Genomic DNA, 24,837 nt, shown 5'->3' with positions numbered 1-24,837 from the left:
TGTTGGTCGGAGTGGGGTGCGCCGGTGGACCCCGGGGGAGTGGTCGGTGGAGCAGGTCAGGATTCGGGGAGGTAGCCGCTGCGGACGCTGTGCACGAGCCGCCCGAGCAGTGCGTCCCAGGCGGCCCGGGCGTCGTCGTCGAGCCTCGGTCCGGTGGTCGTGAGCCAGTGGTCGGCGATCACGACGATGCCGCTCATCAACGAGTCCACCAGCAGGGCGGTGTCCAGGGCATCAGCTGCGGGATGGCGACGGGCGACCTCGCTGCGGAGGCGTCCCGTGACGCGCGCGAAGGCGGTCTGCGTCAGGGCGGTGGCCTTCGGGTCGTCGCCCTCCGGCTCGCCGAGGATCCGGTGCAGGCGGACGATGGCGCTCGGCAGGTCGGTGCCGCGGGCGGCCGACTCGAGCTCGTCGAACATCGCCGACCGTGAGCCGTCCCCGACCGGCGTGCTGGCGATCTCGGCCAGGAACCGGTCGATGATGACGGACAGTGCCTCCTCGCACACGGCCAGGCGTACCTCGTCGAGCGAGGCGAAGTGGTTGAAGACGGTGCGCCGGGCGACGTCGGCGCGTGCCGCGAGTTCGTCGACGCTGAACTCGCCGCCGCGGTCTTCGATGAGCTCGCGGGCAGCGCCGAGGATCGCCTCGCGGTGCCGTGCCTTGAGGGCAGCACGGCGATCGGGCGAGCGGGTCACGACGACGACGCTAGGTGCATCGATGCACTCGGTGCATCTTCGCCGGGCCGATCCACAGGAACGTCCCCCGGTCGACTCAGCGCGATGCGCGCCGGTGTCGTCCGTGTCGCTGCAGCAGTGCCACCCAGCGGGGGAGGCGGCGATCGCCGGCGACGACCGCCTCCGCGGTGGGGGACGGTGCGAACGCGAACCAGGGGCAGTTGGGGCAGACGTGCAGCCACTCGTGGACGGCGAGCCCGACGCCGTAGTACTGGTTCCGGGCGACGCGGAGCGGGCGTGAACACCGGGGACAGGACAGCTTGCCGCCGTCCCGGTCGATCGCGATCGATGGGGTGGTGTCTGCAGTGGTGCGTGCATCGTCGACAGCAGTCATGGCCCGAACCTCTCCGGTGTCCCGTCACGCTCCGTTGCGTGGCTGTGCGGAGAGGATACGACGCCTCCGGCCGCGTCGCACACCCGATCACCGCCGTGTCCGATGGACGCGGGGCCGGGCGTGCGGCGCTGCCGGTGCGGGTGGTGTCAGCGGAGCTGACGGAACGTCGCGCGGATGTCGGCGACGAGCAGTTCCGGCTGCTCGAGCAGGGCGAAGTGGCCGCCGCGGGCGACCTCGCTGAAGTGCACGAGGTGCGTGTACCGACGTTCGGCCCAGCGGCGGGAGCGTCGGACGTACTCGCCCGGCATGATGCTCAGGCCGACCGGGACGGTGAGCGGTGCCTCCACCGTGCCGGGGTTCGCCCACCCCGTCCGGTTCGCCTCCCAGTACATCCGCGCCGAGGAGGCCGCGGCGTTCGGGAGCCAGTAGAGCATCACGTCGTCGAGCACCTCGTCGCGGCTGAACAGCCGCTCGGCGTCGCCGTGTTCGTCGTGCGAGCCGCCGACGTCCTGGAACATCGCGTAGATCCACGCGGCGAGGCCGGCCGGGGAGTCGCTGAGTGCGTAGCCGATGGTCTGGGGGCGCGTCGCCATCTGCTGCGAGTACGCGGACAGTTCCTGCCAGTAGTGGCCGCTCTCCTGGAGCATCGCCTGCTCCTCCGGGGAGGCGTTCCGGACTTCGTCGTCGGTCGGCATGAAGAGCGCCATGTTGAGGTGGATGCCCGCGAGCCCGATCCCCTCGGCGGCTTCGAGCGCGGCGAGTCCGGCGGTCACGGTCGCGCCGAGGTCGCCGCCCTGTGCGAACCAGTCCGTGTACCCGAGACGGTGCATCAGCACCGACCACGCACGTGCGGTGCGCGCCAGGTCCCAGCCCGGGGTGGTCGGCTTCCCCGAGAACCCGAACCCGGGCAGGCTCGGGATGACGAGGTGGAACGCGTCCTCCGGCGCGCCGCCGTGGGAGACCGGGTCCGTGAGCGGCCCGATCGCGTGCCGGAACTCGAGGACGGAGCCGGGCCAGCCGTGAGTGAGGAGCAACGGCCGCGCTCCCGGCTCAGCCGATCGGACGTGCAGGAAGTGCACGTCGAGCCCGTCGATCGTCGTCGTGTGCTGGCCCCATCCGTTCAGGAGCGTCTCGACCCGTCGCCAGTCGTAGTCGGTCGCCCAGTGCTCGACCAGGGCGCGGATCTTCTCGAGCCGCGGTCCCTGCGAGGTGTCCGGCACGGTCTCCCGATCTGGCCACCGGGTGGCGAGCAGGCGCTGCCGGAGTTCGTCGAGTTCCTCCTGCGGGACGTCGAGGGTGAAGGGGGTGATCGCGGCCTGGTCGCTCATGGTGGTCTCCTCGTCGGGGAACGACTTGCTCCCGCTCGGAGATGATCTTTGCACAAGACGATCTCGGAGGTGTACCGTCTGCTGTATGGACGATCGAGTGACGGCAGGTGACCTCCCTGAGATCGACTGGGACGCGCAGGGCATCGAGACCGAGCTCGGTTGGGCCGTCCCCCTCGTCCTCCAGGAGTACGTCCGGCTCGGGAGCGTGGCGGTCGCGGACGTCCCCGGCGGTCCCCGCGGCTACCAGGTGCTCGTGGCGACCACGACGGAAGAAGCCTCCTCGCAGCTCCTGCTCGCGAACCGACTCGGCATCGACAAGACCCAGATGACCTACGTCATCGACGCGCTCGAGGCCGGCGGGTTCGTCGAACGCCGACCGGACCCGACCGACCGCCGTGTCCGTCAGGTGCACCCGACCGACGCCGGGCGCGCCCTGCTCAGCCGCACCCGCCGGACCCTCAGAGCTGCCGAGGAGGTCCTCATGCGGCACCTCGAGCCGGACGAACAGACAACGATGCGTCGGCTCCTGGCCCGCGTCGCGCTCGCCGCCGGGGCAGGGACAGCAGGAGCGCGCGGGGACGACCCCGCGTTCGAGCACCCCCTCGCCGTCCCGGAGCGATCCCGGCGGCGCACGCAGACCACCACCTCGTCGACCACCCCACAGTGAGGCCACTCCCCATGACCAGTACCGTCCTCGTCGCCGGCGCCACCGGCGACCTCGGCCAGCGCATCGTCCGCGAACTCCTGGAGCGTGACATCCGCGTCCGGGTCCTCACCCGCCCCGGGAGCGGGACTGCCACCGACCTCTTCGGCGCCGACCCGCGCGTCGACGTGGTCGCCCCGGCGTACACGGACCACGCGGCCCTCACCGAGGCCGTGGCAGGGGTCGACGTCGTCGTCTCGGCCGTCAGCGGGACCCGTCCCGTGATCGTGGACGCGCAGCGCGCCCTGCTCGCGGCGACCGTCGCGGCCGGCGTGCCGCGCTTCATCCCGTCGGACTACTCGGCCGACTACCGACGCATCACGCCCGGCACGAACCGCAACTTCGAACTCCGACGCGAGTTCGCCGCCGAGGTCGACGCCGCGCCCGTCCGCGCGACGTCGATCCTCACCGGCATGTTCACCGACCTGCTCACCGGCCAGGCGCCGATGATCCTGTTCGGGCGGCGCCGGGTCCTGTTCTGGTCCTCCGCCGACCAGGTCCTCGACTTCACCACGAAGGACGACGTCGCCCGCGTGGTGGCCCTCACCGCGTTGGACGACGACGCCCCGCGCGTCGTCGAGACGGCGGGCGACCACATCTCGGCACGGGACGTCGCGCACATCATGAGCGAGTTGACCGGGACCGCCTTCCGCCTGCAGTGGGCCGGCACGACCGGGACGCTCTCCGCGATGAGCGCGGTCGGGAAGCGGCTGTCGGGGAACCCGGACGAGACGTTCCCGGCCTGGCAGGGGATGCAGTACTTCGTGAGCATGTTCAGCGGGGAGGCGCAGCTGCGGCACGTCGACGACGACCGCTACGGTCCGCACACCTGGACGACCGTCCGCGACGTGCTCCGAGCACACCTCGAGCCGAACGCGACCCGGTGACGGAGGGGCCGTGACGCCCCGGACGGAGGACCGTTAGCGTGGCGGCCATGACGCAGATCGACCTGACCGGCCGGACCGCACTGGTGACCGGCTCCACGCAGGGCATCGGACTCGCGATCGCCGTGGACCTGGCCCGCGCCGGGGCGTCGGTGGTCGTGAACGGACGCGGTTCGGACGGGGTGCAGCGGGCGATCGGTTCCGTCCGCGATGCCGTCCACGGGGCGCAGGTCGTCGGTGTCGCCGCCGACCTGTCCACGGCGGACGGCGCGGCCGCGGTGCTCGACGCGCACCCGCACGTCGACGTGCTCGTCAACAACCTCGGGATCTTCGGCAGCCGCGACCCGTTCGCGATCACCGACGACGAATGGCGCCACTACTTCGAGGTGAACGTCCTCTCCGCGATCCGCCTGATCCGCTCCTACCTGCCCGCGATGACCGAGCACGGGTACGGGCGCGTGGTGTCCATCGCGAGCGACTCCGCCGTCGTCACCCCGGCCGAGATGATCCACTACGGCATGACGAAGACGGCACTGCTGGCCGTGACGCGGGGGTTCGCCAAGGCCGTCAAGGGCACGGGCGTCACCGTCAACACCGTGATCGCCGGACCGACCCACACCGCCGGCGTCGAGGACTTCGTCGCCGAGCTGGTCGGCACCGACCTGCCCTGGGACCAGGCACAGCGCACGTTCATGCGGGAGCACCGGCCGCAGTCCCTCGTCGAGCGCCTGCTCGAACCGGAGGAGGTCGCCCACATGGTGACCTACCTCGCGTCGCCGCTGGCGTCCGCCACGACCGGTGGTGCGCTCCGCGCGGACGGCGGGTACGTCGACGCGATCCTGCCGTGACCGGGCGACGGGGCGGGCACACCCGGGTGGCAGCGCTCGCCGCGGTGGTGGCCCTGTCGCTCGGCCTCGCCGGGTGCCAGGACGCAGCTGCGTCCGATGCGACGCACAGCCCGTCCGGGACGGCCGCCGCGACCTCCGGACAGTCGACGCCGACGCCGACGTCGACTCCGGCAAGGATTCCGGCACCGACGACGGACGCGGCCGCCGAGCGGGCCTTCGCGGCACTCGAGACCGAGCACCACGCCCGGCTCGGCGTCGTCGCGATCGACACCGGCAGCGGGGTCGGTGTCGCGCACCGGGCGGACGAGCGGTTCGCGTTCGCCTCGGCGGCGAAGGTGTTCATCGCCGCGACCGTGCTCGACGCCGCCGCACCGGACGACCTCGACGCCGTCGTGCCGATCGGCCAGGGCGACGTGCTCTCGTACGCGCCGGTCACCGGTCAGCACGTCGGCTCGGGCATGACGGTGCGCGCACTGCTCGCGGCGATGGTGCGTTCGAGTGACAACACGGCGGCGAACCTGCTCGTGGCCAGGGTCGGCGGGCCGGCTGCCGTGCAGCGGTGGCTCCGCGGCATCGGGGACGACGTGACCCGGGTCGACCGCGTGGAACCGGACCTGAACGAGGCCGTGCCCGGTGACGAGCGGGACACGACCACTCCGGCCCAGTTCGCCGCCGATCTCCGCACGGTCCTGCTGGGCGCCCTCGACCCCGACGACCGCGCGTTGCTCGTCGGCCTGATGCGCGGGACGACGACGGGGGCGGGGACGATCCGCGCGGGCGTGCCCGAGGGCTGGACGGTCGCGGACAAGACCGGCACCGGGTCGTACGGCGTGCGGAACGACGTCGGGATCGTGACACCGCCCGGGCGTGACCCGATCGTGCTCGTCGTGATGACGGGCCACGACACCGCGGACGCCGAACCGGACGACGCGCTCGTCGCCGCTGCCACCCGCACCGCCCTGCGGGGCTGATCCCCGTCGGTCAGCGGGGGAGCACCGCCGACCACCGCTCGACGGCGTCGTAGGCGCGCTCGCGCACCGGCGCCGCCGAGAGCACGACGTCGTGCAGCGCGCCGTGCAGTCGGCGGACCGTCACCTCGTCGCCGAGTGACAGTGCGCGTCTCGCGACGGCGTCGACGTTGAGGGCCACGTCGGCGTGGGACATGCCCTCGTTCCACCGCGGCTGCAGCATGCTCTTGTCGCTGAGCATGACGAGCACCGGGACCGTGAGGCCGAGCCCGTGCGCGACCCGCTCCTGCCCGGCGAACACCGCGGCCAGCCAGCCCGGGTGCAGCGGGAAGCCGCGTTCGGGCCGCCACCGCTGGTCGTACGTCCACGACCCCTCGGCCGAGCTCGACACCGTGCGCGTGTAGAAGCCGGGGTCGACCGCCGGCATCGGCGCGAGGGGGTTCCGCTTCGCACCCAGCTTGATGACCGGCGCGACGACCGCCCGCCCGATCGCGTCGGCCTGGAACTCGAGCCACGGGCTGTTCAGCACGAGTCCGTCGACGAGCGCCGGGTGCCGCGCTGCCCAGAGCGCCAGCGTGAGCCCGCCCGTGGAGTGGCCCATCGGCACGAGCCGCCGGCGCTGCCCGGGGTGCTCTGCCCGGATCGCGTCGAGCGCGGCGGCGATGTCCTCGTCGTAGGTGGCCAGGTCGCCCACGTGCCCGGGCGTCTGGTGCGGCCGCAGGCTCCGCCCGTACTTCCGCAGGTCGAGGGCGTGGAAGCGGGCGCCGAGCCGTTCGACGCGCTCGGCGAGCTCGGTCTGGAAGAAGTAGTCCGACCACCCGTGCACGTACAGGACGTCGACGTCGTGCAGCGGACCGGCGTGGGGTCGGAGCCGGTCGGTCATCGTCCGCCGCCGACGGACCAGGGTGGCGACGACCGGGCCTTCGGCGTCCTCGCCGAGCGGGAGCTCGAGTCGCTCGTACGGCGGGCCGAGGACGTCCTCGTGCCACCCCGCGTCGGTCATGCCTCGTTCCTACCGCACGACGCTGCGCGACGACGGACGGGAGGTCCCCACCGGGCACGGCCGCGACGCCGCTGGCGCGTCGCCGCGGTACCGGCCGGCGTGGGCCCACCGCACCTTCTGGTGGCGGGCCTCCCGTCCGTGGTCGTGGGGTCGCTCAGGCGACCGGCTCGCTGTCGTCGAGCCAGCCGGCGAGCTTCGTCATGTAGTCGGCCTGCGAGGCGTAGTCGAGCGCCGGGAAGGTGAAGCTGTGCACCTGACCGGCCTGCAGGGCCGGGTCGTCGGCGAACGTGGGCTGCTTCTCGAGGTCGGCCACCTGGTAGCCCTGCTGCGACAGCAGGATGACGTCGGCCGAGATCTGGCCCGCGTTCTCCCAGCTGTAGATGCCCCAGTAGAAGCCCTTCGGCTTCGGGGTCACCAGGTCGACGCCGAAGTCGCTCCACATCTGCAGCGTGGGCTCGTCGGACGGGCGGGTGACGTAGGCGCCGTCACCGTCGGCGTACATCGAGACGACGGACAGGCCGCTCTTCTCGGACGCGGTCCGGAGGGTCTCCTTCGCCGTGTCGAACTGCTGCTCCGCGGACTCCACGGCGGACTCGTCGGCGCCGAGGTCCTCGGCGAGGTCGGCGATGTCCTCGATGACGTCGAGGCCCTTGCCGCCCCACTTGACCGTCGCGACGGGGGCGATCGCCTCGACCTGCTCCTGCTGCTCCTTGTCCTTGAAGCCGTAGGCCGGCTGCGAGGCGTCGAGCGTGCCCTCCGCGTCGGTCGGGTAGACCGAGGTCACGACGAGGTCGGGCTTCAGCGCGGCGAGCTGCTCGAGGTCGATGTCGCCGTAGGCGGTGCCGAGCTGCGTGATGCCGTCCTGGTCGAGGTCGTCGAAGCGGGCGTCCTTCGCCATCGGGAGCTGGCCGAAGGTGCCGACCGGGCGGAGGCCGTACTCGATGAACGAGATCGCGATGTCGTTCAGGACCACGACGCGCTCCGGCGTGTGGTCGACCTTCACCGTCGTGCCCATGGCGTCCTCGTACGACCAGGCCCCGGACGACGCCTTCGCGTCGTTGCCGGTGTCGTCGGAGGCACCGGTGCCGGAGCACCCGGTGAGGATGAGGGCCGTCGCGGTGACGGCGGTCAGGAGGGCGGCACGAACGGAGCCGCGGCGGGGAGTGTTCACGTTAGGTGAGCCTAACCTAACCAGGAGTTCCGCACCAGTCCGGGTCGCCCTCGGCCTCAGTCCGCGTTCCCGTCCGCCTCCGGCACGACCATCGGCGAGCCGGTCACCGGGTCCGGGACGACCCGCGCGTGCAGCCCGAACGCCCGCTCGAGCAGTGCCGGCGTGAGGACGTCGACCGGGGACCCGTCCGCGACGACCCCGCCGTCGTGGAGCACCACGAGGCGGTCGGAGTAGCGGGCGGCCAGCGTGAGGTCGTGGAGCACCATCACGACCGTGGCGCCCTGCTCCCGGTTGATCCGACGCACCAGACGCAACACGTCGAGCTGGTGCGCGAGGTCGAGGTAGGTGGTGGGTTCGTCGAGCAGGAGCGTGTCCGCCCGCTGCGCCAGGACGAGCGCGATCCAGGCGCGCTGCCGCTGCCCGCCGGACAGGCTCGCGACGTCGCGGTGGGCGACCTCGGTCAGACCGGTCGCGGCGATGGCGTCCTCCGCCACGGCGGCGTCCTCGGCGGTCCAGGGTCGGGCCCACGACTGGTGCGGGTTCCGGCCGCGCATCACCAGGTCGAGCACGCTCGTCCCGGCGGGCGCGAGGGGCGACTGCGGGAGGATCGCGAGCTTCCGCGCGACCGCCCGGTTCGCCTCCTTCCGGATCGGCGCACCGTCGAGCAGCACCTCGCCGGACTGGGGCTTGAGCACGCGGCCGAGCGCCTTGAGGAGCGTCGACTTGCCGCAGCCGTTCGCGCCGAGGAACGTCGTCACCGTGCCCCGCTCCACCGCCAGGTCGAGGTCGCGGAGCACCGGGTGCTTGTCGTACCCGACGGACAGGCCACGGGCCTCCAGGACGGGTCCGGCGTGTACGCGGTCCGGCGTGGTCACGGCCGCGGGGGCCGGCGGGGTCGTCGTGGTCATCGGGACATCTCCTTGCGGTGACGGATGAGGAGCCAGATCAGGTACGGGGCGCCGATCACGGTGGTGACGATGCCGACCGGCACCTGCCAGGGGAACGCCGACCGGGCGAGCAGGTCCGCGCCGAGCACGAGCACCGCCCCGAGGGCCGCCGACAGCAGCAGCGGCGGCCGGTTCGTCCCGGCCAGTCGCACGGCGATCTGCGGCACGACGAACGCGACGAACCCGACCGGGCCCGCGGCAGCGACCGCCGCGGCCGTGAGGACGACCGCCAGGCCGATGACGAGCAGCCGGTGCCGCTGCACGCCGAGGCCGACGCCGGTGGCGACCTCGTCCCCGAGCTGCCCGATCCCGAGCGCCGCCGACGTGGCGAGCGCGATCGGGACGCCGACCGCGGCGATGACGAGGAGCGGCCACACGGTCGTCCACGACGTGCTCGAGAGACTGCCGACGAGCCACTGCGACGCCGCGGTCGCCTGGGTGATCTTCGCGCGGACGAGCAGGTAGCTCGTGACCGCGTCGAGCGTCGCGCTCACCCCGATGCCGACGAGGATCAGGCGGTGGCTCTGCACCCCGCCACGCCAGCCCAGGCCGTAGACGACCGTGGCGGCGACGAGCGCCCCGATCGTGGCGGCGACGGGGATGCCGCCGCCGAGGACCAGGGCGCTCACCGAGTAGCTGCCCCCGCCGAGGACGACCGCGGCCACGGCGCCAACGCTCGCGCCCGAGGTCACGCCGATGATGTCCGGCGTCCCGAGCGGGTTGCGCGTGAAGGTCTGCGTCAGGGCTCCGGCGACCGCCAGGGTCACGCCGACGAGGGCCCCGGTCAGGACGCGGGGGAGGCGCAGGGTCGTCACGATGAACGACTCCGGCCCGGACTCGAGTCCGAGCAGCGCCCGCACGACCGTGCCCGGTGCGATGAAGGTCGAGCCGATCGCGACGCCGAGCACGACGAGGAGCAGGGCGGCGACCACGGCGACGACCGAGGTGGTGAGGACCCGCGGACGCCAGGCGAGCCCGATCGGCCCGATGCGGATGCCCTTCCGGGCCCCGGTCGGTGTCGCGGCGGGCGCGGTCGTGGTCGCCGCGCTCACAGGGACACCAGCGATCGACGGCGTGCGACGGCGACGAACACCGGTCCGCCGATGACGGCGAGCACGATCCCGACCTCGACCTCGGCGAACCCGCCCACGAGTCGGCCCACGACGTCGGCGAGCAGGACGAGCGCGGCGCCGAGCAGCGCCGAGGCGGGCAGGGTCCAGCGGTGGCCGGTGCCGACGACGGCCCGGGCGACGTGCGGGACGGTCAGCCCCACGAACGCGACCGGACCGGCGGCCGCCGTCGCACCTGCGGCGAGGAGCGTGATGCCACCGAGGCCGACGAGCCGGGCGGTGAGCAGGTCCTCCCCGAGTCCCTTCGCGAGCTCCGAGCCGAGGCCGAGCGCGTCGAGGGCGCGGGTGTTCCAGATCGCGAGCACGAGTCCGACGGCCATGAACGGCCACGCGGCCTGCAGGACGTCGAGCTGTCGGCCGGACAGTGACCCGACCACCCAGAGCCGGTACGCGTCGAGGGACTCCTGGTCGGTGAGGACGATGAACGAGGTCAGGGCGCCGAGCAGCGCGGACACCGCGGCGCCGGCCAGGGCGAGGGGGACGGGGCTCGCGGTCCCGCTGCCGGCGACCGTGACGGAGAAGACGACGACGCTGGCGACCAATGCGCCGACCAGGGCGAACCAGACCGAGGCGCCGGTGCTCGTGACACCGAAGACGTACACGCCGAGCACGACGGCGAGGCCGGCGCCGGCGGAGACGCCGAACAGCCCGGGGTCGGCGAGCGGGTTCCGCGTGTGCCCCTGCATGAGGAGCCCGGCGATCCCGAGCGCGGCGCCGACGCTCGCGCCGATCAGCGTGCGGGGGATGCGGGAGCCCCAGACGACGGCCTCGTCGGTGCCCGAGCCGCTGCGGGTGAGGCCGGCGAGCACCCGGTCCACGCCGATGTGGTTGCTGCCGAGGAGCATGCTCGCGACCGCTGCGCCGAGCACCAGCACCGCCAGCCCGAGCAGGACGCCGACCCGACGACGAGCCGTCCGCCGGTGGACGCCGGTGGCACCGATCACCGCTCCGGGAGGGGCAGCGGGCGCGGTTCGGACGGCGAGGGGAGGGGGTGGCACGGGAGCCATATTAGGTTAGCCTTCCCTCATGGCGAAGATCCCGAGGCTGATGCCCGAGAACCCGCGGCTGTTCCGGGCGCGGGTCGTCCGTACCGAACGGCACACCCCGTCGGTCCACCGCGTCACCATCGCGAGCGACGAGATCCGCGACTTCCCGTTCCTCGGCTTCGACCACTGGTTCCGCCTGTTCCTGCAGCGCCCCGAGCAGGACGCCTTCCGGATGCCCGAGCTCGACGGCGCCACGTGGTGGCCGCAGTACCTCCGCGTCCCCGAGGAGTCGCGACCGCACTGCGCCAACTACACCGTCGCCGGACACCGGCCGGAGCTCGGCGAGATGGACATCGACTTCGTCGTGCACACCGACCAGGACGGCGGACTCGAGGGCCGCGCGGCGATCTGGGCCTGCAGCGCCCGACCCGGTGACGAACTCGCCCTGCTCGACCAGGGCTGCATCTTCGACTGCCCCGACGACGCCAGCGAGGTCGTCATCGCCGCCGAGGAGACCGGCCTGCCCGCCGTCGTCGGCATCGCCCGCTCGCTCCCGCGCGACGCCGTCGGCCGCATCATCCAGGAGGTCCCGACCGCGGACGACGTCCGCGACCTCGACGCCCCCGCCGGGGTCACCGTGACGTGGCTCGTGCGCGGCGACGCCACCGCGGTGCCCGGTCGTGCGGCGCTCGCCGAACTGCAGCGGCACGTGCCCTGCGACGACCGCGGCTACGCCTTCGTCGTGGGGGAGTCCCGACTCGCCACCGAGGGCCGCCGCCACCTGCACCGCGCCGGGCTGCCCAAGTCGCGGATCACGTTCTCCGGCTTCTGGAAGCACGACGCACGGATGCCCGTCCCGGCCTGAGCGGCGCGCGTATCCTCGCGCCATGAGCTGCCGCCTGAGCGAACTGGTCCTCAACTGCGACGACCCCGAGGCGCTGTCGCGCTTCTGGTGCGCCGTCCTCGGCTACGTCGAACTCGGCGCGGACGAGGACGGCATCGAGATCGGCCCGGCGTCCGGCTTCGGCGGCGCTGCGCCCACGATCATCCTCTCCCGCGTGCCGCACGCGAAGACCCAGCCGCTGCGCCTGCACCTCGACGTCAACCCGGTCGACCGCGACCAGGACGCGGAACTCGAGCGGCTCCTCGCACTCGGTGCCCGTCCGGCGGACGTCGGGCAGACGGGCGACGAGTCGTGGCACGTGCTGCAGGACCCCGAGGGCAACGAGTTCTGCCTGTTGCGCACGCGGCTCGCTCCGCTCGCCTCCGCCTGAGACCACCCACGACGGACGGGAGGCTCCCCACCGAGTGGTGGGGAGCCTCCCGTCCCATGGGGTCCGGACCACGGTCCGGGCCGGCTCAGCCCTTCAGGCCGGAGCCCGTGACGCCCTCCACGATCTGCCGCTGGAAGACCAGGTAGAGGATGATGAGCGGCAGCGCCGCGAGGAGCGCGCCCGCCTGGATGTCGGCGTACCGCTGGCCGAAGCTGCCCTGGACCGTGGCGAGCCCGACCGGGATCGTCATGAGGTCCGGGTTCGACAGCACGAACAGGGGCAGCAGCAGGTTGTTCCACACCCCGACGAAGGTCAGGATCGTCACCGCGGCGATCACCGGACGCGACAGCGGCAGGATGACCGACCAGTAGACCTTCCAGATGCCGGCACCGTCGATGCGTGCCGCCTCCTCGAGCTCCTTCGGGATGCCGTCGAAGAACTGCTTGAAGATGAACACCGCGATCACCGCCGGGACCTGCGGGAAGATCACCGACCAGTAGGTGTTCAGCAGGCCGACCGCGTTGAGCTCCTGGAAGATCGGGATGATCAGGACCTGCGTCGGGATCATGATGCCCAGGATGATGAGCAGGAACGCCACGTTGCGGCCGCGGAACACGAGCCGGGACAGCGCGAAGGCCGCCATCGAGGCGAACAGCACCGTGAGCACCGCGGTGATGACGCTCGTGATGCCGCTTGCGAGGTACCAGTTCCAGATGTCGCCCGACTGGAACAGGGACGAGTACGAGTGCACCGTCGGGTTCCAGTCCGACAGGATCTTGCCGGCGCCGAGCGCGGCCACCCCGTTGTCGGAGAGGGACGTCTTCAGCGCGAACAGGCTCGGGATGAGCCAGATGATCGCGAAGACCGTCAGGACGACGCCGGAGGCGATGGTGAAGCCCCTGCCGGAGACACCGATCTTGGCGGCGCTCGTCGGGGCGGCCGAGGAGACACCGGTACGGAGCTTGGCACGGCCGGTGGTGATGCTCTCGGTGGTGGTCATCTCAGGCCCCGATCTCACGCTTGGCGGCAGCGCGCTCGACGAGCTGCCGGATGACCGCGATCGCGACGATCACGATGAACAGGAGGACGGACGCCGCGGACGCCGCGCCGAGTCGGTTGTCGGTGAAGCCGACGCCGGTGATGAGCTGCAGCGAGACCTGGGTCGAGATGCCCGGGCCGCCGTTCGTCATCAGGTATACCTGGTCGAAGATCTTCAGGGACGCGATGATCTGCAGCAGGATGACGAGCGTCGTGGTGCGGCCGAGCAGCGGCAGCGTGATGGACTTGATCTGCTGCCAGTTCGAGGCACCGTCGACCGCGGCCGCTTCGTACAGCTCACGCGGGATCTCCTGCAGGCCGGCCAGGTACAGCACGAAGTTGAAGCCCAGCGTCCACCAGACGGTCGCGATCGCGACGCCGATCATCGCCGTGTTCGGGCTGGAGAGCATGCCCGAGCCCGGGGTCATGCCGAGCGCGGTCTGCAGGCTCGCCCACAGGCCGGTGCTCGGCGTGAAGATGAACACCCAGATGAGGGAGATCGTCGCCGAGGGCAGGATGAACGGCAGGAAGAACGCCAGGCGGAAGAACCACTGCCCCTTGTTCATCCGGTTCGTCAGCACGGCGAAGACGAACGCCAGGATCACCAGCGGCGGCGTCGTGTACAGGGTGAACTGGAGCGTGTGCCAGAGCGACGACCAGAAGTCGCTCCGCCCGAGCATCTCGGCGTAGTTCGCGAACCCCGCGAAGCTGCCGAGCCCGGTGCGCACGGTCGAGGTGTTGAAGAAGCTCGTGACGATCATCCAGATCGTCGGGCCGAGCAGGAAGGCCACGTAGAACAGGCCGAAGGGGGCGAGGAACAGCCACCCGCTGCGGCCCTGGCCGCTGGTGATGCTGGTCCGGTGTGAGCGGAGCCGCCGTGGTGCAGTGGCCGCATCCGTGGGGCGGTCGAGGACTGGTGCTGTGGTCACGTCATCGTGCCTTTCGCGGGGTGTTCACGGTGTTCGCGCGCCTGGTCACAGGGGGCTCGGGGTGTTGAGGTAGGTCGCCAGCTGGCTCTTGATGGCGCGGAGTGCCTGGGCCGGGCTCGAGCTGCCCTGCTGCACGAGCGCGAGCTGGGCGCCGACGGTGCCCTCGAAGGTCGACCCGGACCCGCCGTACCAGGCGGCGTCGTCGAAGACCGCCGTCTCGGCCGCGGCGGCGTAGTTCGACTGCGGGGTGAGCTCCTTGTACGCGGTGCTGTCGAAGGTCGGCATGTACGCGGGCACGTGGCCGCCCTCGGCCCAGGTCAGGCTCTGCTCGAGCATCTGCTTGATGAAGAGCATGTGCTGCTTGCGCTGCTCGGGCGTGCGGTCCTTCTTCGGCAGGATGAAGGTGTGCGCGTCGGCCTGCGTGGCGGGCTTGTCGTACAGCTGCGGGATCGGCGCCATGCCGAACTCGAGCCCCTTGATCGACTGGGCGGTGCTGATCTCCCACTCGCCCTGCATGAAGAAGCCGGCCTTGCCGTCGAACATGAGCGACTGCGCGGTGGCGTAGTCGAGGGCCTTGTTGAGCCACCCTTCCTTCACCCACTTCTGGGTGCGGCTCGTGACCTCGTTGTAGGCGTCCTCGTTGACGGTGAGCTTCGCGCCGCCGTCGCTGATGAACGGCGTCGCGCCCTCGATCTGGTTGTACATCGTCCAGAAGAAGCGCCACGGGGTCGCGGTCTCGGGCACGACGTTCGCGACGTTCAGCGCGTTGCCGCCGGTGACCTTCGACACCGCGGCGAGGGCACGCTCGAAGTTCTCCATCCCGTCCAGGTTCGTGAGCTGGTCGTCGCTGTCGAGCAGACCGGCCTTGCGGCAGACGTCGACGTTGTAGAACAGCACGAACGGGTGCGTGTCGAGCGGGATCGCGATGTTGTTGCCGTCGGTCTTCTGCGCCGTCCAGGCCTTCTGGTTGAAGTCGCTCGCCTTGAGACCCACGCTCGCCAGGTCGTCGGCCGTGATCGGGTCGAGCAGGTCGCCGTCCCAGAGCGGCTTCGCGCGGGTCAGGTGCGCGATCGCGACGTCCGGCGGCTTGTTCCCGACGGTCGCCAGTGTCACCTTCGAGTAGTACGGGTTGCCCCACGCGAACGTCGTCGCCTGCAGGGCGGAGGAGCCGCCGTGCTGCTTCGCGTACCCGTCCTCCATGGTCTTCATGCGGACGCCGTCACCGCCACCGAACAGGTTCCAGAAGACGAGCGTCTCGGGGGCGAGCGGGGTTCCGGCGAGCCCGGCGGAGAGGGGGCTTGCGCAGGCGGCCAGCGGCAGCACGGTGGCCGCCGCGGCTCCGGCGGCGAGCAGGCTCCTGCGGGTGAACGCGGACCCGCGGGGTGGCGGGACGGGACGGTTCGGCATGGCATCACTCCATCGGGACGGGCCGAAGCGGGACGTCATCCAGGGGAGGAGTGCTGTCCCGTTCTCGGGGCGTCGGTGCCCCGTGAGCGCTCACGTTAGCGCCGCGCCGTCGGGCGCGCCAGCCCTTCCGTCCCGTGTCGACACCCGATAGCGTTTCCCTCAGGTGAGCGCTCACTTCCGTGACGCCGCGGAACACAACTGCTCGACGCACAGCCTGATCGAAGGAGATCATCCATGCCCCGCACACACCTCGTCCTCGACTCCGCGTTCACGGTGGGCCCGGTGCGGCGCCGACTGTTCGGCGGGTTCGTCGAGCACCTCGGGCGGCACGTCTACGACGGCATCCACGAGCCCGCGCACGAGTCGGCCGACGAGCACGGCTTCCGGAAGGACGTCATCGAGCTGGTCAAGGAGCTCGGCGTCACGACCATCCGCTACCCCGGCGGCAACTTCGTCTCCGGCTACAAGTGGGAGGACGGCGTCGGCCCCGTCGACCAGCGTCCCCGCCGGCTCGACCTGGCCTGGCACTCGACCGAGACGAACGAGGTCGGCCTGCACGAGTTCCAGCAGTGGCTCGACTCGGTCGGCTCCGAGCTGATGCTCGCCGTGAACCTCGGCACCCGCGGCACCGCCGAGGCGATCGAACTCCTCGAGTACGCGAACATCCCCGGCGGGACGGCCCTGTCCGAGCAGCGCCGGGCGAACGGCAAGGACGAGCCGTTCGGCATCACGATGTGGTGCCTCGGCAATGAGATGGACGGACCGTGGCAGCTCGGCCACAAGAACGCCGAGGACTACGGCAAGCTCGCGGCGATGACCGCCAAGGCCATGCGGCAGATCCAGCCCGGTCTGGAACTGGTGGCGTGCGGGTCGTCGGGCGCGTCGATGCCCACGTTCGGCGAGTGGGAGCGCACCGTCCTCGAGCACGCGTACGAGGACGTCGACTACATCTCGGCGCACGCGTACTACGAGGAGGACGACGACCTCACCTCGTTCCTGGCGTCCGGCGCCAACATGGACCACTTCATCAAGACGGTGACGACCGCGGCGGACCACGTGCAGGCGCACAAGAAGTCCGACAAGCGCATCGACATCTCGTTCGACGAGTGGAACGTCTGGTCGATCACGAAGTGGGAGGAGAAGGCGAAGACCTTCACGCTCGAGGACTGGCCGGTCGCCCCGCGCCTGCTCGAGGACGTCTACACGGTCGCCGACGCCGTCGTGCTCGGCGGGCTGCTCATCTCGCTCCTCCGCCACGCCGACCGCGTCGCCTCCGCGTCGATCGCCCAGCTCGTCAACGTCATCGGCCCGATCATGACCGAGCCCGGGGGCGAGGCCTGGCGCCAGACGACGTTCTTCCCGTTCTCGGTGACGTCGCGCCTGGCCCACGGCACGTCGCTGAACGTGGTCGCGTCGGGCGACACGGTCGACGGCGGCAAGCACGGCACCGTGCCCGTCGTCGACTCGGCCGCCACCGTCGAGGACGGCCGCGCCGCGGTGTTCCTCGTCAACCGCCACCAGACCGAGAGCACCACGGTGACGATCGACCTCGCCGGCCTGTCGGTCGAGGGCGACGTGCACGCCGAGGGCATCTGGGACGACGACCTGCACGCCGTGAACGACCTGACGGACACCGCCCGCGTCGGCCTGAAGACGAACGAGTCCGTCCGCCGCGAGGGCGACACGATCACGATCGAGCTCCCGCCCGTGTCCTGGACGGCGATCTCGATCGGTTGAGCGCCTCGGTGCACGCTGCGTGCGGCGGGCGCCGAGTGAGCAGAGGACGCCGGGTCCCCGCGGGGCCCGGCGTTCCTCGTGTCCGGCGGCCGGCGCCGCCGCGACCCGGCGCCGCAGCGGTGCTTCGGGCGCGCGGGTACGGATGCGCCTGCCGGACCCGGCCGCCGAGCCGACAGATGTCCCCAGGTCTTCAGTGCCGGACTGTCGGTTCCGCGCACCGATCGGGCCGGGAGGCACGTGGCGGCCCGGTGCCGCGCCTCCTGACCGACCGGGCCAGGGCCGGCCTCTGGCCTGTCGGCCGATCCGGTCGCCGAACCGACAGATGTCCGCGGACCTTCCGCGGCGGACTGTCGGTTCGGCGCACCGGTCGGGTCGGGAGGCCCGCGGAGGCACGTGGCGGCGCGGCGGCCGCACCTGCGGTCCGGCGCTCAGCGCGCGGGCGGCGCCGCGGTGCTCGCGCGCTCGACGAGCCGCACCGGCACGAGGTCCGTCGCCGCGGTGGCGGCGCCACCCTCGATCTGCCTGAGCAGGGTCGCGACCGCGCGGCGCCCGACCTCGTCGAAGGACTGGTGCACGGTGGTGAGCGGCGGCCAGAACGAGTCGGACTCGGGGGAGTCGTCGAACCCCACCACGCTCAGCGTCGACGGCACCGGACGACCGAGTTCGTGGCAGGCGCGGAACACCCCGAGCGCGGTCTGGTCGTTCGCCGCGAAGACCGCCGTGATCTCGGGACGGGCCGCGATCGACACGCCCGCGCGGTAGCCGGAGGAGGTGTTCCAGTCGCCCTCGAACACCGGGGGGACCGTCCGCCCGGCGGCCGTCAACGTCGCCGCCCACGCTGCCTGGCGCCGTGCGGCCGAGTACGACGACGCCGGCCCGGAGACGTGCCAGACGGTGTCGTGCCCGAGGTCGAGCAGGTGCTGCGTGGCGAGCCGGGCGCCGTCGGCCTGGTCGGTGTCGATGGCCGGGTGCTCGGTGGTGCCGGTCGAGTCGACGACCACCATGGGCACGCCGTCGGGCAGGGCGACCTCGGCGGTGTCGATGACGTGCGACTCGATGATGATGACGACGCCGTCGACCGCCTGTTCGTGCAGGCGGGAGAACGCGCTGCGGACGCCCTCCTCGGTCCGGGAGGCCATCGGCAACAGCGTGATCGTGAAGTCCGCCGCGCCCGCGGCGTCGGCGATGGCCTCGAGCGTGCGCATGTTGCCGAACGACGCCAGCGTGAACATGATCACGCCGATGGTCCGGAAGCGCCCGGAGCGCAGGGCCCGGGCGGCGCGGTTCGGGCGGTACCCGAGCTCGGCCATCGCCTGCTGGACGCGTGTCCGGGTCTCGGGGCTGACGTTGTCGAAGCCGCGGGCCACGCGGGACACGGTCTGCATGGAGACCCCGGCGGCCTCGGCCACGGCGGAGAGCGACGGCGCCCGACGGGGGGAGGCCGCCGGGTCGGTGGTGGTCGAGATGGTCACGCGCCCCCTTCGTGCGGACGGCCGAGGTCGGCGTCCGTGCGCGACCGGTGCTGCGAACGCTAGTGCATGTTGACGTTGCCATGCTATGGTCGCCTCGTTCGATGTTGACGTCAACATCGGTCGGTCCGGGCAGCACGGAGTCGTGCTCTCCACCGGACGACCGACCGGCACATCGACGGCTCGCAGGACACGACGAAGGAGTCACATGAGCACGCTCACCGCGCGGAGCCCCGAGGCCGCGCCGCGACGGAGCGAGGGCACTGCTCCCGCCCCGCGTCGCCGTGGGAAGCCCCGGGGCCGCATGACCGGCTGGCTCTTCGTCGGCCCGTTCGTCGCCGTCCTCGTCCTCATGCTCATCGTTCCGATCGGGTACGCGCTCTGGCTCAGCCTGTTCCGCGACCAGCTCATCGGCGGCAACCAGTTCGTGTGGTTCGCCAACTACGTCCAGCTCTTCCAGGACGCCAAGTTCTGGTCCGGCTTCGGCCGGGTCGCGGTCTTCCTCGTCGTGCAGGTGCCGATCATGCTCGGCCTCGCCCTCGTCGCCGCCCTCGCGCTCGACAGTGCGCGGCTCTGGGGCACCGGGTTCTTCCGCATCGCGGTGTTCCTGCCCTACGCGGTCCCGGGCGTCGTCGCGGCGCTCATCTGGGGCTTCATCTACGGCAACCAGTTCGGCCTCACCGGTGCGGCGAACGACGCGATCGGCATCGACCTGCTCCAGCCGTTCAGCCCGACCTGGGTCCTCACGTCGATCGGCAACGTCGTCACGTGGGAGTTCCTCGGCTACAACATGCTGATCTTCTACGCGGCCCTCCGCACCGTCCCCGGCGAGCTGTACGAGGCCGCCGAACTCGACGGCGCGGGCCCGATGCGCACGGTCTTCTCGATCAAGCTCCCGGCCCTGCGCGGCCCGATGGTCATCGCCACGATCTTCTCGATCATCGGCAGCTTCCAGCTCTTCAACGAGCCGAACCTGCTCAAGACGCTCGCCCCGAACGTCATCGGCAGCGCCTTCACCCCGAACATGTACGCCTACTCGCTGTCCTTCAGCGGGCAGCAGTTCAACTACTCCGCCACCGTCGCGATCGTCATGGGCGTCATCACCGCCGTCATCGCCTACGTCGTGCAGGTCCGCGGCACTCGACAGGAGAACCGATGAGCACCCTGCAGGGTCCCGCACCCCTCACCGTCACCGAGGCGACCACGACGCAGCGCGACCCGCGTGAGCGACGCACCCGAGCCTCCCGGAAGGCGGCGCAGCCTGTCGACGGACGCAAGGTGAAGCGCTCCGGCCTGCTCACCGCGGTCATGGTCGTCTTCGTCGTGTACTCGTTCGCGCCGCTGTTCTACCTGCTCGTCAACAGCACGAAGACGCAGGCGTCGCTGCTGTCGACGTTCGGCCTGTGGTTCGGCGGGGACTTCCACCTCTGGCAGAACATCGTCGACACCCTCACCTACAACGACGGCATCTTCGTGCAGTGGCTCGGCAACACGCTGCTCTACGTGGTCGTCGGGGCCGGTGGAGCGACGCTGCTCGCGACCGTCGCCGGGTACGGCATGGCGAAGTTCCAGTTCCCGGGTCGTCGCGCCGTGTTCGCGATCGTCCTCGGCGCGATCGCCGTCCCGGGCACCGCCCTCGCCGTCCCGACGTTCCTGCTCTTCTCGCAGGTCGGCCTGACGAACACCCCCTGGGCGATCATCCTGCCGTCGCTCATCAGCCCGTTCGGCATGTACCTGATCTGGACCTACGCGGTCGAGGCGATCCCCACCGAACTCATCGAGGCCGCCCGCATGGACGGAGCGGGGGAGTTCCGGATCTTCTTCACGATCGCGCTGAAGCTCCTCGCTCCCGGTGTCGTGACGGTCCTGCTCTTCGCGGTCGTCGCGACCTGGAACAACTACTTCCTGCCGCTCATCATGCTGAGCGACCCGAAGTGGTACCCGCTGACCGTCGGCCTGAACCAGTGGAACGCGCAGGCCACCGGGTCCGGCGCGGAGCCGATCTACAACCTCGTCGTCACCGGTTCGCTCCTCACGATCATCCCGATCGTGGTCGCGTTCCTCTTCCTCCAGCGCTTCTGGCAGTCCGGCCTCGCGGCCGGGTCCGTCAAGGCCTGACCCGCCACCCGTCCCCGGTCCGCACACCGGACCGGCCGGGAGGCCCGGCACGAGTCCGCCACGGACCGCGCCGCACCCCGCACCACCCCCGCATTCCGCAGCAGTTCTCCACAACGAAGTGAAAGGCACCACCATGCAGAAGCGTCTCCGGCGCGGGCTCAGCGCCCTCGCCATCGGCGTCACCGCCGCCATGGCCCTCGCGGCCTGCTCGTCCGGCGGCTCCGGCTCCGGCGGCTCGTCCGACGACATCGCGACGGCACTCGACGAGGGCGGCACGCTGACCTACTGGTCGTGGACGCCGTCCGCGAAGGACCAGGTCGCCGCGTTCGAGAAGGCCTACCCGAAGGTGAAGGTCAAGCTCGTCAACGCCGGTACCGGTGCCGACCAGTACACGAAGCTGCAGAACACCGTGAAGGCCGGCTCGGGCGCCCCCGACGTCGCCCAGGTCGAGTACTACGCACTGCCGCAGTTCGCCCTGTCCGAGTCGCTCCTCGACCTGAGCTCGTACGGGTTCGGCGACCTGAAGGACAAGTTCGCCGCGAGCACCTGGAACTCGGTGTCGATGGACGGCAAGGTCTACGGCCTGCCCCAGGACTCCGGCCCCATGGCCATGTTCTACAACAAGAAGGTGTTCGACGAGTACGGCATCGAGGTGCCGAAGACGTGGGACGAGTACGTCGCGGCGGCGAAGAAGCTGCACGAGGCCGACCCCGAGAAGTACCTGGCCGCGGACTCCGGCGACGCGGGCTTCACCACGAGCATGATCGCCCAGGCCGGCGGCACCCCGTTCACCACCGACGGTGAGAAGGTGACGATCAACCTGCAGGACGAGGGCACGAAGAAGTGGACCGAGACCTGGGACCAGCTCGTCGAGCAGGGTCTCGTCGCGAAGACCGTCGGCTGGACCGACGACTGGTACAAGCAGCTCGGCAACGGCCAGATCGCCACGATGATCACCGGCGCCTGGATGCCCGGCAACCTCGAGGCCAGCGTCGCCGACGCGAAGGGTGACTGGCGCGTGGCACCGATGCCGACCTACGACGGTGGCCCCGCGCAGACCGCGAACAACGGCGGCAGCGCCCAGGTCGTCATGGAGCAGTCCGAGAACCCGGCTCTCGCTGCCGGCTTCCTCAAGTGGCTGAACTCCTCGAAGGAGTCCACGGGAATCTTCATGGAGTCCGGCGGGTTCCCGTCGACCACCGCGGACCTCGAGTCCTCGGCGTTCCTGGAGGAGAAGCCGGAGTACTTCGGCGGCCAGCAGATCAACAAGGTGCTCGTCGACGCGTCGAAGTCCTCGGACAACGACTTCGCCTACCTGCCGTACCAGGTGTACGCGAACAGCGTCTACGCCGACACCGTCGGGCAGTCGTACGAAAAGGGCACGTCGCTCGAGTCGGGTCTCGAGGCCTGGCAGGACGCGCTCGTGAAGTACGGCAAGGACCAGGGCTTCACGGTCTCCACCAAGTAGCAGCACCCCACCGACGCGGCCGTGCGGGCTTCCCGCACGGCCGCGTCCCCCTGCCGCCCCCTCCCAGAAAGGCGCGAGATGCGCTTCGCCATCGGCGACACCGACTTCCTGCTCGACGGGCAGCCGCACCGCGTGCTCTCCGGCGCGATCCACTACTTCCGCGTCCACCCCGACCTGTGGGCGGACCGGATCCGCAAGGCCAAGCTCATGGGCCTCAACACCGTCGAGACCTACGTCGCGTGGAACGCGCACGAGGCGACGCCGGGCACCTTCGACTTCACCGGCGGTCTCGACCTCGGCCGCTTCCTCGACCTCGTCGCGGCCGAGGGCATGCACGCCGTCGTCCGCCCCGGGCCGTACATCTGCGCCGAGTGGACGAACGGCGGGCTGCCGTTCTGGCTGTTCACCGACGGCACCGTCGGGATCCGCCGCGACGAGCCGCAGTTCCTGGCCGCCGTCGGACGCTACCTCGACGCCCTCGCGCCGATCCTCGTGCCACGACAGATCGACGCCGGCGGACCGATCGTGCTCGTGCAGGTCGAGAACGAGTACGGCGCGTACGGATCCGATCCCGTGTACCTGCAGAAGCTCGAGCGCATGCACCGGGACATCGGGCTCACCGTGCCGTTCACGAGCGTCGACCAGCCGATGGACTCCATGCTCGAGGACGGGTCGCTCCCGTCACTTCACAAGACCGGGTCGTTCGGCTCCCGGTCCGCCGAGCGGCTCGCCCGCCTCCGTCAGGCGCAGCCCACCGGTCCGCTGATGTGTTCCGAGTTCTGGGACGGGTGGTTCGACAGCTGGGGTGAGCACCACCACACCACGCCGGCGGCAGCCAGCGCCGAGGACCTCGACGTCCTGCTCGCCGCGGGTGGCTCCGTGAACATCTACATGTTCCACGGCGGGACCAACTTCGGCTTCACCAACGGCGCGAACGACAAGGGCGTGTACCGGCCCATCGCCACGTCCTACGACTACGACGCCCCGCTCGACGAGGCCGGCCGTCCGACCGACAAGTTCCACGCCTTCCGTCAGGTCATCGCGCGCTACGCGCCCGTGCCGGAGCTGCCGCCGACGATGCAGCCCGGCGGGTCCGGTCGGCTCGCGATGCACGACGACGGACGGGAGGCCCGACCCGCCCCCGCCGGGGACGTTGCCGTCCGCCTCGACCGCGTCGTACCGCTCGCCAGCCTCCTGCCGACGATCACGTCCTGGACCACGCACGAGACGCCGCCGACGTTCGACGAGCTCGGCGCCGCTTCCGGGTTCGTCCTGTACCGGACTGAGGTCGACCTGCCGGAGGGCGGCGTCCTCACGGTCGCGGAGGAGGTCCGGGACCGTGTGCTCGTCAGCCTCGCCGGACGTCCGGTCGGCGTCCTCGAGCGCGAGCACCACGACCGTGCCATCGCCCTGCCGCCGGCCACGGGCCTCCTGGAACTGCTCGTGGAGGACCAGGGGAGGGTCGACTACGGTCCCCGCATCGGCGAGCCGAAGGGCCTCGTCGGCGCGGTGCGCGTCGACGACGACGTCCTCACGCACTGGACGGTGTCGCCGCTCGCACTCGATCCGCTGCCGGACGCAGCCGTCGCAGTGCTCCGCGGGGCACCGGCGTCCGCGGGGGAGACCCTCGCCGGGCCGGCGTTCGCCTCCGGCACGTTCGACCTCCCCGCGAGCGGGGCCACGCTCGACCGGTACCTCGCCCTGGACGGCTTCCGGAAGGGCGTGGCGTGGGTGAACGGCTTCTGCCTCGGCCGCTACTGGTCGCGCGGACCCCAGGGCACCCTCGCCGTCCCCGGTCCGGTGCTCCGAGCCGGACGGAACGAGGTCGTCGTCCTCGAGGTGCACGCCGCGGCATCGCGCACGGTCTGCATGTGCGTCGAGCCGGAGCTCGGACACACCGAGGCCTGACGGAGCGGATCCGTGACGACGAACGGCCCCGGGGGATGCCCGGGGCCGTTCGTCGTGGTCGTGCGGTCAGCAGGTCGGTTCGGGCACGAGCACCGCGATCCGGCCGACGCGCACGAGCGGCACCCCACCGCGCTCACCCAGCCGTTCGCCGGCGAACCGGACGAGCACGCCGGACTCGGTCCGCTCGGCCTCGACGAGCGCGGCCGCCTGGGCCGGTGTGACCAGCAACTCCCACGGGCGGCGGACGCCCGCGTTGTCCTCGGAGCACAGCTCCAGCAAGACGCCGACCCGCGTCCCCGTCGGCCCCTCGGTGGTGGTCGTCCCGGTGCGCAGTCCCACCAGCGCGCCCGTGTGCGTGACGATCTCGTTCATGGTTCCCCCTCGTTCTCGGCGTCCTCGCCGCGATGAGCTTACGGCTGCGAGGATCCCTCGCACCTCATCCGGAAGGTGGGGAAA

The 24,837-nt window shown here is 71.2% G+C and carries 24 protein-coding genes; 11 read left to right on the top strand and 13 right to left on the bottom strand.

What is annotated here, in order from left to right:
- Positions 1 to 56 precede the first annotated feature (56 nt).
- From DEI84_RS15625 to DEI84_RS06870, 3 genes are all read right to left on the bottom strand, one after another.
- Positions 57 to 692: a TetR/AcrR family transcriptional regulator gene (locus DEI84_RS15625; RefSeq protein ID WP_181420373.1), complete on the bottom strand. Its 636-nt coding sequence runs from the start codon at positions 690 to 692 to the stop codon at positions 57 to 59.
- 76 nt (positions 693 to 768) lie between these two features.
- Positions 769 to 1,065, bottom strand: coding sequence for a hypothetical protein (locus DEI84_RS15620; protein WP_181420372.1), 297 nt, complete (start codon positions 1,063 to 1,065; stop codon positions 769 to 771).
- A gap of 146 nt (positions 1,066 to 1,211) precedes the next feature.
- On the bottom strand, positions 1,212 to 2,393 hold the full coding sequence (locus tag DEI84_RS06870) for an epoxide hydrolase family protein (RefSeq protein WP_110890162.1): 1,182 nt from the start codon (positions 2,391 to 2,393) through the stop codon (positions 1,212 to 1,214).
- An 85-nt stretch (positions 2,394 to 2,478) separates the two neighbouring features.
- Here DEI84_RS06870 and DEI84_RS06865 point away from each other — a divergent pair, with 85 nt between their 5' ends.
- From DEI84_RS06865 to bla, 4 genes are read left to right on the top strand one after another with little or no spacing between them, the layout of a single operon-like run.
- Entirely contained in the window at positions 2,479 to 3,060 is a 582-nt protein-coding gene (locus DEI84_RS06865; RefSeq protein ID WP_110890161.1) for a MarR family winged helix-turn-helix transcriptional regulator, read from the top strand.
- 11 nt (positions 3,061 to 3,071) lie between these two features.
- Positions 3,072 to 3,983, top strand: a complete 912-nt coding sequence (locus DEI84_RS06860; RefSeq protein ID WP_110890160.1) for an NmrA family NAD(P)-binding protein — start codon at positions 3,072 to 3,074, stop codon at positions 3,981 to 3,983.
- A gap of 47 nt (positions 3,984 to 4,030) precedes the next feature.
- Positions 4,031 to 4,828 (top strand): SDR family NAD(P)-dependent oxidoreductase, encoded by a 798-nt coding sequence (locus DEI84_RS06855; RefSeq protein WP_110890159.1) that lies wholly within the window; start codon positions 4,031 to 4,033, stop codon positions 4,826 to 4,828.
- Complete coding sequence (bla, locus tag DEI84_RS06850) at positions 4,825 to 5,799, top strand: class A beta-lactamase (protein ID WP_258371713.1); 975 nt, start codon at positions 4,825 to 4,827, stop codon at positions 5,797 to 5,799. Before DEI84_RS06855 ends, bla begins: the two co-directional genes overlap by 4 nt.
- A gap of 10 nt (positions 5,800 to 5,809) precedes the next feature.
- Here bla and DEI84_RS06845 read toward each other — a convergent pair whose 3' ends face one another.
- The 5 genes from DEI84_RS06845 to DEI84_RS06825 form a co-directional block, all read right to left on the bottom strand.
- The gene (locus DEI84_RS06845) at positions 5,810 to 6,799 is read right to left on the bottom strand and encodes an alpha/beta hydrolase (RefSeq protein WP_110890158.1); all 990 of its coding nucleotides are present in this window, start codon (positions 6,797 to 6,799) and stop codon (positions 5,810 to 5,812) included.
- Positions 6,800 to 6,953: 154 nt separating this feature from the next.
- Entirely contained in the window at positions 6,954 to 7,970 is a 1,017-nt protein-coding gene (locus DEI84_RS06840) for an ABC transporter substrate-binding protein (RefSeq protein WP_110890157.1), read from the bottom strand.
- A gap of 56 nt (positions 7,971 to 8,026) precedes the next feature.
- Positions 8,027 to 8,878: an ABC transporter ATP-binding protein gene (locus DEI84_RS06835; RefSeq protein ID WP_110890156.1), complete on the bottom strand. Its 852-nt coding sequence runs from the start codon at positions 8,876 to 8,878 to the stop codon at positions 8,027 to 8,029.
- Complete coding sequence (locus tag DEI84_RS06830; protein ID WP_258371712.1) at positions 8,875 to 9,969, bottom strand: iron ABC transporter permease; 1,095 nt, start codon at positions 9,967 to 9,969, stop codon at positions 8,875 to 8,877. Before DEI84_RS06830 ends, DEI84_RS06835 begins: the two co-directional genes overlap by 4 nt.
- A complete protein-coding gene (locus tag DEI84_RS06825; protein ID WP_258365907.1) occupies positions 9,966 to 11,045 on the bottom strand; it encodes an iron ABC transporter permease in 1,080 nt (359 codons plus the stop codon). The genes DEI84_RS06830 and DEI84_RS06825 overlap by 4 nt, the downstream gene beginning before the upstream one ends.
- 28 nt (positions 11,046 to 11,073) lie before the next feature.
- On the opposite strand from DEI84_RS06825, the gene DEI84_RS06820 reads away from it, so the two are divergent.
- Positions 11,074 to 11,898: a siderophore-interacting protein gene (locus tag DEI84_RS06820; protein WP_110890155.1), complete on the top strand. Its 825-nt coding sequence runs from the start codon at positions 11,074 to 11,076 to the stop codon at positions 11,896 to 11,898.
- Between the two features lie 22 nt (positions 11,899 to 11,920).
- Positions 11,921 to 12,307, top strand: a complete 387-nt coding sequence (locus tag DEI84_RS06815) for a VOC family protein (protein WP_110890154.1) — start codon at positions 11,921 to 11,923, stop codon at positions 12,305 to 12,307.
- Positions 12,308 to 12,392: 85 nt separating this feature from the next.
- On the opposite strand, the gene DEI84_RS06810 is transcribed toward DEI84_RS06815, so the two are convergent.
- The 3 genes from DEI84_RS06810 to DEI84_RS06800 are packed head-to-tail and all read right to left on the bottom strand — an operon-like array spanning position 12,393 to position 15,681.
- Positions 12,393 to 13,307, bottom strand: coding sequence for a carbohydrate ABC transporter permease (locus DEI84_RS06810; RefSeq protein WP_110824795.1), 915 nt, complete (start codon positions 13,305 to 13,307; stop codon positions 12,393 to 12,395).
- Between the two features lies 1 nt (position 13,308).
- On the bottom strand, positions 13,309 to 14,274 hold the full coding sequence (locus DEI84_RS06805) for a carbohydrate ABC transporter permease (protein WP_110890153.1): 966 nt from the start codon (positions 14,272 to 14,274) through the stop codon (positions 13,309 to 13,311).
- Positions 14,275 to 14,319: 45 nt separating this feature from the next.
- Positions 14,320 to 15,681 carry an extracellular solute-binding protein gene (locus DEI84_RS06800; RefSeq protein WP_110824793.1) on the bottom strand — a complete coding sequence of 454 codons (1,362 nt, stop codon included), beginning with the start codon at positions 15,679 to 15,681 and terminating at the stop codon, positions 14,320 to 14,322.
- Positions 15,682 to 15,915: 234 nt separating this feature from the next.
- Between DEI84_RS06800 and DEI84_RS06795 the strand changes: the two genes are divergently transcribed.
- Positions 15,916 to 17,418: an alpha-N-arabinofuranosidase gene (locus tag DEI84_RS06795; RefSeq protein WP_110824792.1), complete on the top strand. Its 1,503-nt coding sequence runs from the start codon at positions 15,916 to 15,918 to the stop codon at positions 17,416 to 17,418.
- Positions 17,419 to 17,846: 428 nt separating this feature from the next.
- On the opposite strand, the gene DEI84_RS06790 is transcribed toward DEI84_RS06795, so the two are convergent.
- Positions 17,847 to 18,803, bottom strand: a complete 957-nt coding sequence (locus DEI84_RS06790; protein WP_375537646.1) for a LacI family DNA-binding transcriptional regulator — start codon at positions 18,801 to 18,803, stop codon at positions 17,847 to 17,849.
- Between the two features lie 292 nt (positions 18,804 to 19,095).
- On the opposite strand from DEI84_RS06790, the gene DEI84_RS06785 reads away from it, so the two are divergent.
- The 4 genes from DEI84_RS06785 (at position 19,096) to DEI84_RS06770 (ending at position 24,381) form a co-directional block, all read left to right on the top strand.
- Positions 19,096 to 20,046, top strand: a complete 951-nt coding sequence (locus tag DEI84_RS06785; RefSeq protein WP_110890151.1) for a carbohydrate ABC transporter permease — start codon at positions 19,096 to 19,098, stop codon at positions 20,044 to 20,046.
- A complete protein-coding gene (locus DEI84_RS06780; protein ID WP_110890150.1) occupies positions 20,043 to 21,005 on the top strand; it encodes a carbohydrate ABC transporter permease in 963 nt (320 codons plus the stop codon). The genes DEI84_RS06785 and DEI84_RS06780 overlap by 4 nt, the downstream gene beginning before the upstream one ends.
- Positions 21,006 to 21,138: 133 nt before the next feature.
- A complete protein-coding gene (locus tag DEI84_RS06775) occupies positions 21,139 to 22,473 on the top strand; it encodes a sugar ABC transporter substrate-binding protein (RefSeq protein ID WP_110890149.1) in 1,335 nt (444 codons plus the stop codon).
- 78 nt (positions 22,474 to 22,551) lie between these two features.
- Complete coding sequence (locus DEI84_RS06770; protein WP_110890148.1) at positions 22,552 to 24,381, top strand: beta-galactosidase family protein; 1,830 nt, start codon at positions 22,552 to 22,554, stop codon at positions 24,379 to 24,381.
- A 66-nt stretch (positions 24,382 to 24,447) separates the two neighbouring features.
- Here the strand turns inward: DEI84_RS06770 and DEI84_RS06765 are convergent, their stop codons facing one another.
- The gene (locus DEI84_RS06765) at positions 24,448 to 24,753 is read right to left on the bottom strand and encodes a hypothetical protein (RefSeq protein WP_110890147.1); all 306 of its coding nucleotides are present in this window, start codon (positions 24,751 to 24,753) and stop codon (positions 24,448 to 24,450) included.
- Positions 24,754 to 24,837 lie beyond the last annotated feature (84 nt).

This window comes from Curtobacterium sp. MCBD17_023 (assembly GCF_003224415.1).
In the GTDB taxonomy this organism is placed as follows: domain Bacteria; phylum Actinomycetota; class Actinomycetes; order Actinomycetales; family Microbacteriaceae; genus Curtobacterium.
Note: the sequence above shows the minus strand (reverse complement) of the source record. Positions and strands in the feature narration are given on the sequence as shown.

Excerpts from the sequence above, each read along its gene's own strand:
- DEI84_RS06765 (WP_110890147.1), bottom strand. The coding sequence starts at position 24,753 with ATGAACGAGATCGTCACGCACACGGGCGCGCTGGTGGGACTGCGCACC.
- DEI84_RS06865 (WP_110890161.1), top strand. The coding sequence starts at position 2,479 with ATGGACGATCGAGTGACGGCAGGTGACCTCCCTGAGATCGACTGGGAC.
- DEI84_RS06860 (WP_110890160.1), top strand. The coding sequence starts at position 3,072 with ATGACCAGTACCGTCCTCGTCGCCGGCGCCACCGGCGACCTCGGCCAG.
- DEI84_RS06790 (WP_375537646.1), bottom strand. The coding sequence starts at position 18,803 with ATGCAGACCGTGTCCCGCGTGGCCCGCGGCTTCGACAACGTCAGCCCC.
- DEI84_RS06820 (WP_110890155.1), top strand. The coding sequence starts at position 11,074 with ATGGCGAAGATCCCGAGGCTGATGCCCGAGAACCCGCGGCTGTTCCGG.
- DEI84_RS06815 (WP_110890154.1), top strand. The coding sequence starts at position 11,921 with ATGAGCTGCCGCCTGAGCGAACTGGTCCTCAACTGCGACGACCCCGAG.
- DEI84_RS06800 (WP_110824793.1), bottom strand. The coding sequence starts at position 15,681 with ATGCCGAACCGTCCCGTCCCGCCACCCCGCGGGTCCGCGTTCACCCGC.
- DEI84_RS15620 (WP_181420372.1), bottom strand. The coding sequence starts at position 1,065 with ATGACTGCTGTCGACGATGCACGCACCACTGCAGACACCACCCCATCG.
- DEI84_RS06775 (WP_110890149.1), top strand. The coding sequence starts at position 21,139 with ATGCAGAAGCGTCTCCGGCGCGGGCTCAGCGCCCTCGCCATCGGCGTC.
- DEI84_RS06845 (WP_110890158.1), bottom strand. The coding sequence starts at position 6,799 with ATGACCGACGCGGGGTGGCACGAGGACGTCCTCGGCCCGCCGTACGAG.
- DEI84_RS06810 (WP_110824795.1), bottom strand. The coding sequence starts at position 13,307 with ATGACCACCACCGAGAGCATCACCACCGGCCGTGCCAAGCTCCGTACC.
- DEI84_RS06835 (WP_110890156.1), bottom strand. The coding sequence starts at position 8,878 with ATGACCACGACGACCCCGCCGGCCCCCGCGGCCGTGACCACGCCGGAC.
- DEI84_RS06870 (WP_110890162.1), bottom strand. The coding sequence starts at position 2,393 with ATGAGCGACCAGGCCGCGATCACCCCCTTCACCCTCGACGTCCCGCAG.
- DEI84_RS06770 (WP_110890148.1), top strand. The coding sequence starts at position 22,552 with ATGCGCTTCGCCATCGGCGACACCGACTTCCTGCTCGACGGGCAGCCG.
- DEI84_RS06785 (WP_110890151.1), top strand. The coding sequence starts at position 19,096 with ATGAGCACGCTCACCGCGCGGAGCCCCGAGGCCGCGCCGCGACGGAGC.
- DEI84_RS06780 (WP_110890150.1), top strand. The coding sequence starts at position 20,043 with ATGAGCACCCTGCAGGGTCCCGCACCCCTCACCGTCACCGAGGCGACC.
- DEI84_RS06855 (WP_110890159.1), top strand. The coding sequence starts at position 4,031 with ATGACGCAGATCGACCTGACCGGCCGGACCGCACTGGTGACCGGCTCC.
- DEI84_RS06795 (WP_110824792.1), top strand. The coding sequence starts at position 15,916 with ATGCCCCGCACACACCTCGTCCTCGACTCCGCGTTCACGGTGGGCCCG.